The following is a 12,767-nucleotide window of genomic DNA, read 5'->3' on the forward strand; positions in this document are numbered from 1 at the left end:
CGGCCTCTACGCGCTTCAGGAGGCAGCACTTGCGTATCGGCATCGACCTCGGCGGAACCAAGATCGAGGCACTCGCCCTCGGCGACGACGGGCGTGAGCTGGGACGTCACCGCGTGCCCACGCCCCGTGACGATTACGAGGGGACCCTTCAGGCCATCGTCGATTTGTGCGCGCGCCTGGAGCGCCAGACGGGCCAGCACGGCAGCGTGGGCGTCGGCATTCCGGGCACCATCTCCTCGCGCACCGGGTTCGTGAAGAACGCCAACTCGGTGTGGCTGAACGGGCGCCCCCTGGATCGGGATCTCGCTCGGGCGCTGGGCCGCCCCGTCCGGCTGGCCAATGACGCCAACTGTCTGGCCGTGTCCGAGGCAAGTGACGGGGCCGCCTCCGGGCAGGCGGTGGTGTTCGCCGCCATCCTGGGCACGGGGACGGGTGCCGGCGTGGCGCTCGACGGGCGCCCCCATTCGGGCCGCAACGGCGTGGGCGGTGAATGGGGACACAATCCATTGCCGTGGGCGACGCCGGAGGAATTTCCCGGCCCGGAGTGCTACTGCGGCAAGCGGGGCTGCCTCGAGACGTGGGTGTCTGGCACGGGCTTCGAGAACGACTACGCACGGGTCACCGGTACCCGTCTCCGGGGGCCGGACATCGCCGCGCGCGCCGAGGCCGGTGAGCCCTCGGCGGTCTCGGCGCTCCAGCGCTATGCGGACCGGCTGGCGCGCGGCCTCGCTCACGTCATCAATATTCTGGACCCCGACGTCATCGTGCTGGGCGGCGGCATGTCCAACGTCGCCGCCCTGTACCGGCTGGTGCCGGAGCTCCTGCCCCGCTGGGTCTTTGGCGAGGAAGTCGACACGCCTCTGCGCCCGGCCCTGCACGGCGATTCGAGCGGCGTGCGCGGAGCCGCCTGGCTGTGGCGGCCCGAGGAGGCGCGAGCGGCGGCGACCAGGTGAAGAAGAGGACTGCCCTCATCTACCGGTGATGACGGCCGCCCCGATTACCTCCTCCATGACCGCCTCCGTGGTTCTCATGGACGGGGCCCGCGTCGTGGTAGCGGGGGCCGTAATGGGGGCTTTGGTAGTAGTGGGGGCCTCCGTATTGCCGGCCCCAGGAGTAGTAAGGACGCACCATCGGGTAGCGCCGCCAGGTGTGGAAGAAGTAGTTGGGGTGCCCCCACCTCACGGTGATGCCCGCGTGCCGGTACTCCGGAATGACGACCCGGACCGAGCCAGGCATGGCCCAGCCTCCGTCGATGAAGGCCCATGAGGGTCCTCGCCTGACCCACCTCGGCGTGACGAAGACCAGGCCTGGCCGGGGCGGTGCGACCCAGGTTCCGTTGATCCAGGTCCACTCGGCGCCGGACCAGTACCAGTAACCGGGTGCCCATGTGAGGTTTGGCGCGGGAGCGGGCGGCGGGGTCTCCGCCTGCAACTGGGGAGGCGCCTGGGCCGTCGTGACCTCTTCGTTGGTCAGGTCGACGGGGATCTCCACCTGCGTCGAGCCGGGCCTCGCCCAGCCGCCGGAGACCCAGTACCAAGCGTTTCCGTCCTGCTGCCAGTAGCCGTTGACGAACTGGTAGCCCGCCATCTTCGCGATCCAGGCCCCTGGTTTGAAGCGCCACTGGTTGCCGTCCCAGTACCAATGGCCCGAGGTCCACACCGCGTCGGAGAAGGGCCGCGCCGTAGGCGTCTCCGCGGGGAGCTCTGGAGGAGGTGAGGGAGCTGTGGGCTCCAGATTCGCATCGTCATTCGCATCCGCGTTCGCGCTGAACTCGGAATCGGGCGCGGCGACCGGAGCCGTCTGCGCATGGACGACCGGAGAAGCCAGACCGAGAACCAAACCGACCAACCATCGAGGAGTCATGACGTCATCTCCGCTGCCTGCCGTCCCAGTACCGCCAAGGTACATGGCCACGGCATGCCCTCTTGTCAGGGGCTCATGATGGGACGTTCACCCGCCCCATTTATTCATGCCACTTTTCCACACGAGTCGGAGCAAGAGAGGGAGGGCCAGGTCCACCGCTCGTCCGGCAGGCGGGCGAGATGGATCTGCGGTAATCGATGGGGCATGAGACCGACCACCGCGCTTCTCAGCCTCGTCCTGCTCGCAACCCCGGCTTGCACTCACGGCACGAACATCCAGGAGACTGCTCCCACGGACCTCGCCGAGCGAGGCCGCGCGCTCGCCAGGCGCGTCATGATCGCGGATGGCCACATCGACGTGCCCTACCGCCTGAAGGAGAAGCTGGGGCCCGATGGTGAGCCCACCGAGGACGTCTCGCAGCGCACCGCCGAGGGCGACTTCGACTACCCGCGCGCCATGGAGGGCGGGCTCGACGTGGCCTTCATGTCCATCTACATCCCCGCCGAGTACCAGGAGAAGGGTGGCGCCAAGGCGCTCGCGGACTCGCTGATCGACATGGTGGAGAAGCTCGCGCGCAAATCGCCCGAGAAGTTCGCCATGGCCCGCTCGGTCGAGGAGGCCCGGCACAACTCCCAGGAGGGCAAGGTCTCCTTCGCGATGGGCATCGAGAACGGTGCCGCCATCGAGGACAAACTGGAGAACGTCGCGCACTTCCAGAAGCGTGGCGTGCGCTACATCACCCTCACGCACTCCAAGGACAACCAGATCAGCGATGCCTCCTTCAACCAGGGCAAGCGCGCCTGGAACGGGCTCAGCCCCTTCGGCAAGCAGGTCGTGGCCGAGATGAACCGGGTGGGCATCATGGTGGATGTCGCGCACCTCTCGGATGACGCCATCCGCCAGGCGGTGGAGTTGAGCCAGGTGCCCGTCATCGCCTCGCACTCCTCATGCCGCCACTTCACGCCCGGCTTCGAGCGCAACATCAGCGATGAGCTCATCCGTGCCGTGGCCGCGAAGGGTGGGGTGGTGATGATCAACTTCGGCTCCGCCTTCCTCATCCAGGCCGTCCACGCCTACGAGCAGGAACTCACCAAGGCGGCCGAGTCCTTCGCGCAGGCGCGGAGTCTGGCGAAGGAGAGCCCCGAGATGAAAACGTTCGTCGAGTCCTATCTGCGCGAGCACCCGATGCCGCTCGCCAGGGTGGAGGACGTGGCCGACCACATCGCCCATGTGGTGAAGCTGGTGGGCATCGATCACGTGGGACTCGGCTCGGACTTCGATGGCGTGGGCCCCACGCTCCCCACCGGGCTCAAGGATGTGTCCCAGTACCCGAACCTCTTCCGCGTCCTGCTCGAGCGTGGCTACAGCGAGGCGGACATCGAGAAGATCGCCTCGGGCAACGTCTTCCGCGTGTGGCAACAGGTCGAGGCCCACGCCGCGCGCCTCTGATCTCCGCTGAGGTTCCAGTCAGCCCGGCGCGTCAGGACTTCGCGTCGGGCCGTGCCTTCCGCCGGGCCAGCAGCGAGGGCCCGAGCAGGCTCACCGCGCTCAGCGCCAGGGCGGTGGGTCCCAGCCAGTCTCCCCAGGCCACCATCAGCGTGGACAGGTGCGGAGCGGGAGGGACCGTCACGGCCACGCTCGCGCGATGGTCGTCTGGCACCTCGGTGAGCACCTCTCCCGTGGGGCTGATGAGCGCGGAGATGCCCGAGTTGGTGACGCGCACCTGGGGCAGCCGAGTCTCGATGCTGCGAAACGCCGCGTGCATCAGGTGCAGCCTCGGCGCGGGCGTCCCCGAGAACCACGAGTCGTTGGACAGCGTGACGATGAGCTCGGCGCCCCGCCGGGCCTCCTCGGCGACATAGCTGGGGAAGATGGACTCGTAGCAGATGAGCGGCGCGACGGTGAGCGCCCGGCCCTCTCGGAGCTGGAGCGCCAGCGTCTGCGGACCGGGTCCCCGCTTCCAGTAGCCCGTCCAGGACATCCGTTCGCGCAGCCACGGCGAGTCGAGCACCTCGGGGACCCACTCCGTCAGCGGGAAGAGCATCGTCTTGCGGTACGCCGAGCGCGCCAGCGTCCCATCCCGTCCGGGGCCCAGGAACATGGCGGCGTTGTACTCGCGCTCCTGCTCCAGGTCGTACGTGCCGAAGAGCAGCGGCACCCGGCTGCGCGAGACGAACCCGGAGATCTCCGCGTCGAACTCGGCGCCCGCCTCGCTCTTGGGCGTGCCGAAGGTCGTCGGGTACACCGTCTCGGGCCAGATGAGCAGATCCAACTTCCGGTTCTGGAGCAGCTCGTCCGAGAGCCGGTAGTGCGTGTCCAGGATCATCCGGACCACGTCGTAGGTGCCCATCTCCGCCGCGAGCTTCTCGTACTTCGTGATGTTCGCCTGCACGACGCCCACCACGAGGTCCGGCTCCTGGGCCTTGTGGCCGGCCACCTGCTGATAGCGGAGCTGCCCATATCCGAGCCCGCCCAGCACGAGCGCCGTCAGCACGGCCAGGGGTGCCAGCGCGCGCCTCGAGCCCACCCGGAGGCCGTGGGCCGCGAGCGCCTTCCCCGCAGCGAGCACGCACTCGTTGGCGATGAGGAGCACGAGCGTGAGCCCATGCGCTCCGGCGATGTCCGCGCCCTGCCGCATGAGCTCGGACGCATAGAGGCCCTGCCCGAGGGTCTCGGCGAAGAGCTTGGGACACAACCACTCGGTGCCCACGTACACGAGGGCGCTCGTGAGCGTGACGCGCCAGAAGGCCAGCGGTCCCTCGGGGGTGGTACGCCGCATGTGGTAGCGCACGAGGGCGAAGGTGATGAACTGCAACTCCATGAAGGGCGCCAGCGCGAGCAGGGCGAGCCAGCACAACGCCAGGGGCGCCTGGGAGTAGCTCCGCAGCGCTTCGGGGAACCACCCGAAGATCGCCGCGGTGAAGGCGAGGGCGAGTGCCACGCCCGCGATGAACGCTTCTCGCCGGGAACCAACCTGGTCGAGCACCAGCAGCCAGGGCACGAGCGACACCCAACAGAGCGCCACCCAGCGTGCCTCCAGGCTTCCGAACAGCCACACGAGGCCGGTCGTGCCCGCGACACCGAGCAGCAGAGCCGCCAGGCGCCGCGAGCGTGCAGCGACCGGGCTCATGGAATGGGCTCCACTCCCTCGGGCCCGGTTGGGACGTCCAGGATTTCGATGGGCATGCCCGGGGGCGCCATCTCGGGAGGGACGACACGGTTCGAGGGCAGCTCGACGGGCTTCCCGTTCGAGTCGACCGGCTTGTAGTCCGGATGGAACATGAGGATGGGCTTCACGCGCTCACCGTTGTCCGTGGCCTGGTAGTGGCGCACATAGCCGGGAGGCAGCTCGAAGTCCTCGGGCACGACGATGCCCTGTTTGATGGGCTTGGTTCCCGGGCGGTACAGGTTGATTCCCTCCGCCGGTCCCGAGGGCGCCGCCTCGGGTGTCGCGGGCGCCTGCTGAGGAGTGGGCTCGGCCTGCGCCGGTGTGCCCTGGGGCTGAGGTTGCGTCGCGGGCTGCGGAGCGGGGGTTGTTACCTTCGGAGCGGGCCGGGACGGAGGAGGGGAGGTGTTCTCCGCGACCCTCACGGGTGCGGCCTCCGCGGTGTCCGCAACGGGGCCCGGCGATGACACGAGCCAGGCGCTCAGGAGCAGGCACACGACGGTGAAGCCGAGCGCCAGCCCGACGATCCACACGCCGTTGCCCGTGCGCTTGCGTTGGATGTGCGTCACGCCGTCACGATCGACGCGCCGCTCGTAGGTGGGAGGCTGCGAACCCATTCTCGCCCCTGTTCTCCGGGCCTCGTATGCTACGGGCCCCCTACCGCCCGGGCAATCCGTCGAGACGCCGGGTGGATGACTCCTGCTCCAAGTGAATCCCATGCACGCTGCCGATGCGTCCGCCGCGCCCCCCGCCGATGGTCAGGCCGTTGCCCCGCGTTTCCAGGTCCACGCCTACGCGCTGGCTCCGCGCATCCTCGGCGCCGTTCTCCAGGTATTGAGCGCTGCCTGCCTTCTTGTCGCTTCGGTGCTCATCGTCCGCTTCACCTTCACCGGGGCCATGAACCCCACGCCGCCCGCGCTGGCGGGCTGGTTCGCCCTGCTCGCGCTCGTCCTGTTCGGCCTCACCCGGCTCATCCACGGGCTGTCCGCCGCCTCCTTCTCCCTCGAGCCCGAGCGGTTCGTGTTGGAGCGCCGGGGTGATCGGTTCGAGATTCCCCTGGGCTCGGTGGAGTCCCTCCGGACGTGGCGGCTGCCCCTACCGGGGGCGGGCCTCTCGTTGCGGATGAAGTCAGGGCGCACCTTCCAGCCCTCCGCACAGGTGTCCAATCCCCTGCCATTGCTGGAGGCGATCGGCCGCGAGAGCCCACTGGCCTCGGCGGCAGCGCGGCATCCGCTCACGGTCTTCGCGAACGCCCGGGCGACGAGCATCCGCCGGCGCTGGTACCGCGTGGCGTTCAAGTTCGTCCTGTTTCCACTGTTGCCCGCGGGCATCATGTTCCGGGCAAACCAATACATCACCTACGGCGGGCCGTTCGGCCAGTACCAGATGTACGGGCTCGGCCCCTACCTGCAGAGTCTGTTCACGTACTGGGTCTTCTTCACCGCGGTGCTCGTGCTGTTCGCCACCCTCTGGCGCGTTCCGGCCGAACTGGTGGCCTTCCTCGCGGCGTGGCTGTCACCGCCGCACGCGCGGGGCGTGCGGCGGTTCGTGGAAGGGGCCTGCGCGGTGCTCTACTACGCGGGCTTTCCCGCGCTCATCGCGGCGCGGTTCTTCCTGTGAGGCGTCAGCCGATCACGGCGCGGCGGGATCGAAGGTGGAGATCGTCCACCCCATCTTCTCGTGGCCCCACTTGTTCCACTGGGGGTTCTGGCCGTTGACGATCTGGGTGTTGGAGTACTCGGGAGCGCCGGAGCCCGAGCCATTGCCCGTGAACCAGTTCAGGCCGATGGTGGACGAGCTGTAGTAGGAGGGGTGGGTGTCGTCAGACTGGATGTAGTCGTAGCTGGTGCTCGAGTTGGCGAAGTGCGTGTTGGCGTCGCGCAGGGTGCCGAGCAGCGTGCTGGTGATGCGGGTAACGTAGGCGGCCTCGGTCTCGCCCGAGCGGTAGCGGAGAGCGTCGCGGTCGATCTCCCCGTCACCGTTGGAGTCGTAGTCGGCCGCCATGAACTCGGCGAAGGAGTCGGCGCACTTGAAGCCGTACTTCTCCGCGAGGTTGCAGGTGCGCCAGTTGCTCTTGGCTAGGTAGGGGATGAACTTGGTGCGCTTGTTGATCTTCGTGCCGGTGGTGGAGTCCGTGCAGCCGGTGAGCACGTTGTCCGCGTTGAAGCCCGGATAGTAGATGGTGGAGACGACCTTCACCTTGGCCGTGGTCGCGTACTGGTTGATGGCCTGCATGGCCTTCTCCGTGTACGTGGTGCAGGCGGCCAGGGCCGAGTCCAGGCCGCTGTAGTCACAGGTGCCGGTCTGGTCCGTGAAGGCAGAGCGCGCCTGCAGATAGTCGTTGCCGCACATCTCGAACGTCACCGCGCGGGTGTTGCTCGCCTGCATGTACGAGCGCTCGGAGACGATCTTGTTGTTGTAGATGTCGTCGGCCTTCGCGCCGGACTTGGTGCGGCGGATGACCTCGATGTTGGAGCTCCACTTCGTGGACAGGTACTCGCCGTCCACGAGCGGGGCCGAGCGCTTGCCCACGCTGAACAGGTCCCCGTTGTAGCCGGCGTAGATCGAGTCACCGTAGGCCACGACGCGATAGGTCGAGGTCGCACCCGAGCGGTTGATGGTCCAAGAAGTGCTCTGGTTGATGGTGCTGGCGGCGGCGCTACCGCCCACCAGGGCAGCAGCGGCTACGGTGCAAGACAGCGCGGAACGAATGGACATAGGTGTCTCCTTTTCGCTCTCCGTCACAGGACAGGGAGTGAGGGGGGAGAACCAGTTTACTGACTGTCGAATCAATTCCTCACAAAAAAGAGAAAGATCCGCCTATCTAGTAAAAATGACGCAATGCGGAAGGATAGGATTGATGCAGTGCGCCAATGATTTGCAGGTTTGACGCAGTGCAATGCGTTAGGTTTGACGCAATGCAATACGCCGGGGCGCTGGAGAAAGGTTCAGCGCAGGAGCTTGGAGAAGAGCCAGGAGAAGGCGGAGCTGACGGCATCACCCACGACGTCCAGTGCGGCGTTGGACCCGCTCGATTGGAACAGGTCATCGACATCGGCCTCGGGCCCGATGTCCGGTGTGCGCGGAGTGAGCCGGGGCTCCACGGGGCTGGCTCCAGCCGGCGCACAGCTTCCGCACCACGTGCGCCCTTCCCACGCGAAGGCGTGCTCGGGCTTCAGTTCCCGGCCGCAGCCGGCACAGGTGGAGCGCGCCTTCTCCATCGACTTCGGGCCCTCGTACCACTCCTCGAGCCACGTCTCGCGCTCCGTCTCCGCGGCTTGCTGCAGCACTTCCAACTCACCGGGGTCCAGCGCCACGCCGTGGCAGCGCGTGCACACGTCCACCGGGACTTCCGCTACACGAGCCACGGTCACCGTTGTCACCGCTAGCGGCGCGGTGCCGCACTGAGGGCAGCGCGGAGCGTCCGTGCCACAGGCAGGGCAGGAGGGGACGTAGTCCAGCATTCCCTGGCAGCTCTTGCACTGGCCCGGCTTGCCGCGAGCCTGCTCCACCAGCGCCTCGGTGGTCGAGCCCCCGAGCACCTTCGCCAGCGTGCCGCCCTCGAACCAGACGGCGCCGCACTCGCCGCACTGATCGCGGAGGATGCCTCCCGTGAGCGTGGGTCGCATCGACTTCGTGCAGAAGGGGCAGGGGTTCATGGGGGTAGAGGAGTAGGGGGCCGGAGCGTACCCCGTCGGGCGGTTCCTCTCCCAGGTGGATCCTCCAGAGGACGGGCGGGCCGGGGCTTTCGGAGAGACGTCGGGTGAATGACGCTCGAGGGCTGGAGGAGGAGCGCACTGGATGAGGGCCGTGCTTGCATGGAGCCATGCACTCGCGCATGTGGCCGCCACTGATGTGCATCTGCCTCGTGGGCTGTGTGAGTGGCGGCCAGCAGGTGTTGCGTCAAACCGTGGGACCAGGACCTGGACCGGGCTGCGCGAGCACGCTGGATTGCGCGTGCAAGAACGGCTCGGCAGCGGCGTGCGAGCAGTTGGGGACGGCGCCGGAAGTGCCCAAGCCCGAGGCACCCAGGACTCCGGATCCAGAACCTGTCATGCCACCCGGTACGGGCAAGGTGCCTGTGACGAACGAGATCCGAACGACGGACAAGGAGACCAAGGACCGGTGCGTGGAGCATTTCGAAAAATGCGTGGATGCAGGCGGTGGAAATCTGCCGGGACGCTTCGACGGAGAAAGCCGCTGCGCTTCGTGCTTGGAATACTGCACGAGCAACGGTTTCTGGCCGGAGGCGCTCTACACGTGGAATAGGGTGCGGCTGCCATGTCCAGGCATCTGACAAAGGAAGAGGAGGAGCGGCTGTGGCGCCTGGCTCAAGAGTGGGATCGGCTCTACCTCTCGCTTCGAAATGCATCTCTCGCCGAAAAGATCCAGGCGTTCAAGCAACTCGAGAAACGGTTCCTGAAGGAGATGCGTACCGCGAGTGGGAAGCGGCAAGTGCAGAGGCGGATCACCAACTCTCTGCTCATGGAAACCCGTGTCGGACCCTGGAGAAGGTTCTCGCCGTACCTGCGGCGAATGGAGAGGATCGGCTACGCCTCAATGGACGATCGGTTGTTGGTCTGTTGCTGGGCAGCGCAAGCTGCCCAGGGATCTCCAGCGGGGCTGAGCAAAGCGGTTGCCCTCCTCATCGACTTCGAACGGCGGGCTCGCATTCGGCCTCCAGCTCCGGAAGCGCGGGAGCAGGTCGAGTTCATGGTGGCTCGCGCCCGGAAGTTCGCGGGTCTCGGCGCGACGGAGGACGTCTCGGAAGGGGCGCAGCGCTCGAAGAAGCCGAAGGCACGTGGCCGCCGCTCGGTCGAGTAGCGTTTCTGGCCAGAGGCGCTCTACTCATGGAATGAGGAGCGGTTGCCATGCTCAGGCTTCTGACACAAGCAGAGGAGGGGTCGCTGCGCATAGGACAAGAGAGAGGGCGTCTCTCTCTTTCGCTGCGCAACGCATCTGTTGACGAAAAGATCCGAGCCTACAAGCAGCTCGAGAAACGGCTTCTCACGGAAGTGCGCACCGTGGTCGAGGCGCGAGAACTTCGGAGGCGAATCGCCGAGGATCTCATTGTGGCGGCCAGCGATGGTTCCTGGAGACTGTTCTCGTCATGCCTGCGGCGGCTGGAGAAGCTCGGCTATTCAACGATGGACCGTCGACTTCTGGCATGCGTCATGTCCGCGATGGCATCAAAGGGCTCTCCTGCGGGCAGGCGAAAGACCGCCGAGCTCATCACCGACATTGAGCGGAGGACCCGTGGCCGGAAATATCACCCGGCATTGCGGGAGGAGATCGACAGCACGTTGGCTCGCGCCCGGAAGTTCGCGGGTCTCGGCGTGACGGAGGACGTTGCGGAAGGGGCGAAGCGTCACAAGAAGCCCAACGCTCGCGGCCGCCGCTCGGTCGAGTAGCTCGGCCTCAGCTCGCGCGGCGCTTCTTCTCTCGCTTCGACTTGCGCTCGGGCTTCGGCGTCGGTGTGTGCTCCGGAGTGCCACCGTCCAGCGATACGGCCTCGGCGGGCTTCGTGGTGGGGAAGGGCGTCCCATCCACGATGACCGGCTCCGAGAACTGGGCCGGCTCGGACAGGGGCACGGGCAGGCGGATGATGAAGGTCGCGCCTTCTTCCGGCTTGCTCTGCACCGACAGCGCCCCGCCGTGGTTCTTCACGATGCGCTGGCAGATGGCCAGCCCCAGCCCCGTGCCCTTCTGCTTCGTCGTGTAGAAGGGCACGAAGATGTGCTGCTGTTGATCCTGCGGAATCCCTGGGCCCGTGTCCGACACGTGCAGCTCCACGAACGAGTCTCCCGCCGAGGAGCGGAAGTCGTTGAAGCGATCCGGCCGCACCGTCTTCACCGTAATGATTCCCCCGGTGTCGGTCATCGCCTGCATTGCGTTCTGCACCAGGTTGATCAGCACCTGCTTGAGTTGCTCCGCGTCCGCCTCCACTCTCGGCAGGGCCTCCTCCTGCTCGATCTTGAGCTCGATCCCCTTGGGCATCTCGTTCTGGATGAGCCGCACCGTGCGCGTCACCACCTCGTTCAGGTCCGTGGGACCGAAGGTCTGTTTCAGCGGCCGCGCGTAATCGAGGAACGCCGACACCACTCCGTTGAGGCGGTTCACCTCCTCGACGATGACTTCCAGGAACTCGCCCTCCTCACCCGGCAGCCGCTTGGGATCCAGGCACTGCGCCGCCCCCTTGATGGCGCCCAGCGGATTGCGGATTTCGTGCGCCAAGCCCGCCGCCATCTCTCCCAGGGCCGCCAGGCGGTCGCGCTCGCGGATCTTTTCGTACAGCTTCGAGTTCTCCAGTGCCGTCGCCAGCCGCTCGGCCACTTCCAGGATGAGGGCGATCTCGTCCGAGGCGTACGCCTCCGGCAAGCGCTCGTCCCACAGGTTGAGGAAGCCGATGACGCGGTCGTTGCCCAGCAGCGGCACGGTGATGCCGGCCTTCATCTGAAGGAGTGCCGCTCGCGTGTCGTTGAGCCGCTTGAGCTCGTCGCGGAAGCGCTTGCCCTCCACGGCCTGCTGCCTCAGCACCACGATGCGCCGCTCCAGGTTCTCCAGCAGCACCGCCTTCTGTCCCGACGCCACCGCGAACAGCACGCCGCGCGCCGCGCCCGTGTCCAGGAAGCTCACCGGCGCCGGCCCTCGCGCGTCCAGCAGCCGGTAGCCCGGCCGGTCCTCCGCGAGCAGGTACAGCGAGGCGTGGGTGATGCGCCCCGACTCGTGCAGCGCGTCCAGCGTCATCCGCGCCAGCTCGGAGATTTCAATGACGCCCGCCATCCTCGCGCGCACGCCGCCCAGCACCCGAAGCAATTCGAAGCGCTCGCGGAAGAAGATGGCCACCACCTGCTCCTCCACCTTCACCCTCAGCGGCTCCAGGAGGATGAGCACCACGAAGGCCGCCACCACCGTGTTGAAGACGAAGAGCGAGGTGTTGTTCTCGTCCACCCACACCGTCAGCACGGTGAAGACCGCGGCCAGGATGGTGGCCAGCACCGTCTGCGAGGCGATCTTCCCCAGCAGCTCGTGCAGGTCCATCAGCCGCAGCCGCAGGAGCGTCTGCGCCAGGAAGAACAGGTAGAGCGTGGTGAAGACCGGCCCCAGGGTGGGGAAGGGCAGGCCGTAGCGCTCCAGCAAGTCCAGCGCGCTGAAGAGGATGGCCGCGCCCGCGCCGATGGCCAGGTACGTCAGCCGCAACCGTTCGATACGCGACTCGGTGGTGCTGACTCGTCGGAGCAGCAACGAGACCGAGCCCAGCAGGGCTCCGAGCACCCAGGCGCCCATGGCCACGCGGGCCCAGCGGTTGAGGGCCAGGGGCGACACCGCCACGGCGAGGCCGAAGATGGCGGAGAGGATAGCGAGCCGCCGGCCGAGCAGAGACGTCCCCTTGCTCACCCCCAGGAATTCGAGGAAGAAGGCGACGGCCGCGCCAGGAACCAGCGAAGCCAGTAGAATGGTGGCGCCCACGGCCACCCGCGTCACCCACGGGTACTCCGCGCGCGCGAACAGGCTGTGCAAGAAGCTGGACAGGTAGTACCCGCCCACCGTCAAGGTGAAGACGGAGTAGAGCGTGAGCACCCTCGGACGTCCCGCCCTCAACAACATGGAAACGCCCAGCGCCAACCCGATGATGGCTGCGAGGAGTGCGCTCTGTGTCCGGATGTCCATGGGTTGCGGACAGTCTAACCTCCGTTCGCTCGTGGAAATTTTTTCCCTGCTTCCGGTTGTCTCCGGG

11 protein-coding genes are annotated in these 12,767 nt (G+C 67.0%); 5 read left to right on the forward strand and 6 right to left on the reverse strand.

Annotated features, from left to right (window positions below; translation table 11 throughout):
* Positions 1-29: 29 nt before the first annotated feature.
* The gene (gene mak, locus DAT35_RS01590; protein ID WP_108065084.1) at positions 30-953 is read left to right on the forward strand and encodes a fructokinase; all 924 of its coding nucleotides are present in this window, start codon (positions 30-32) and stop codon (positions 951-953) included.
* A 19-nt stretch (positions 954-972) separates the two neighbouring features.
* On the opposite strand, the gene DAT35_RS01595 is transcribed toward mak, so the two are convergent.
* Positions 973-1,863, reverse strand: a complete 891-nt coding sequence (locus tag DAT35_RS01595; RefSeq protein WP_108065085.1) for a YXWGXW repeat-containing protein — start codon at positions 1,861-1,863, stop codon at positions 973-975.
* 204 nt (positions 1,864-2,067) lie between these two features.
* Between DAT35_RS01595 and DAT35_RS01600 the strand changes: the two genes are divergently transcribed.
* Positions 2,068-3,312, forward strand: a complete 1,245-nt coding sequence (locus DAT35_RS01600; RefSeq protein WP_108065086.1) for a dipeptidase — start codon at positions 2,068-2,070, stop codon at positions 3,310-3,312.
* A gap of 31 nt (positions 3,313-3,343) precedes the next feature.
* Here DAT35_RS01600 and lnt read toward each other — a convergent pair whose 3' ends face one another.
* Positions 3,344-4,993: an apolipoprotein N-acyltransferase gene (gene lnt, locus DAT35_RS01605; protein WP_108065087.1), complete on the reverse strand. Its 1,650-nt coding sequence runs from the start codon at positions 4,991-4,993 to the stop codon at positions 3,344-3,346.
* Positions 4,990-5,646, reverse strand: coding sequence for a hypothetical protein (locus DAT35_RS01610; protein ID WP_108065088.1), 657 nt, complete (start codon positions 5,644-5,646; stop codon positions 4,990-4,992). Before DAT35_RS01610 ends, lnt begins: the two co-directional genes overlap by 4 nt.
* 100 nt (positions 5,647-5,746) lie before the next feature.
* Between DAT35_RS01610 and DAT35_RS01615 the strand changes: the two genes are divergently transcribed.
* Positions 5,747-6,649, forward strand: coding sequence for a hypothetical protein (locus tag DAT35_RS01615; RefSeq protein WP_233261250.1), 903 nt, complete (start codon positions 5,747-5,749; stop codon positions 6,647-6,649).
* 12 nt (positions 6,650-6,661) lie between these two features.
* Here the strand turns inward: DAT35_RS01615 and DAT35_RS01620 are convergent, their stop codons facing one another.
* Together DAT35_RS01620 and DAT35_RS01625 are read right to left on the reverse strand one after the other, a co-directional pair.
* Positions 6,662-7,747 (reverse strand): hypothetical protein, encoded by a 1,086-nt coding sequence (locus DAT35_RS01620; RefSeq protein ID WP_108065089.1) that lies wholly within the window; start codon positions 7,745-7,747, stop codon positions 6,662-6,664.
* A gap of 230 nt (positions 7,748-7,977) precedes the next feature.
* The gene (locus tag DAT35_RS01625; RefSeq protein ID WP_108065090.1) at positions 7,978-8,688 is read right to left on the reverse strand and encodes a zf-TFIIB domain-containing protein; all 711 of its coding nucleotides are present in this window, start codon (positions 8,686-8,688) and stop codon (positions 7,978-7,980) included.
* Positions 8,689-9,310: 622 nt separating this feature from the next.
* On the opposite strand from DAT35_RS01625, the gene DAT35_RS01630 reads away from it, so the two are divergent.
* Complete coding sequence (locus tag DAT35_RS01630) at positions 9,311-9,853, forward strand: hypothetical protein (RefSeq protein WP_108065091.1); 543 nt, start codon at positions 9,311-9,313, stop codon at positions 9,851-9,853.
* A gap of 47 nt (positions 9,854-9,900) precedes the next feature.
* On the forward strand, positions 9,901-10,440 hold the full coding sequence (locus tag DAT35_RS01635; RefSeq protein WP_108065092.1) for a hypothetical protein: 540 nt from the start codon (positions 9,901-9,903) through the stop codon (positions 10,438-10,440).
* Positions 10,441-10,447: 7 nt separating this feature from the next.
* Here DAT35_RS01635 and DAT35_RS01640 read toward each other — a convergent pair whose 3' ends face one another.
* The gene (locus DAT35_RS01640; RefSeq protein WP_108065093.1) at positions 10,448-12,700 is read right to left on the reverse strand and encodes an ATP-binding protein; all 2,253 of its coding nucleotides are present in this window, start codon (positions 12,698-12,700) and stop codon (positions 10,448-10,450) included.
* Positions 12,701-12,767: the final 67 nt, after the last annotated feature.

The sequence above is a fragment of the Vitiosangium sp. GDMCC 1.1324 genome, from assembly GCF_003044305.1.
GTDB lineage: Bacteria > Myxococcota > Myxococcia > Myxococcales > Myxococcaceae > Archangium.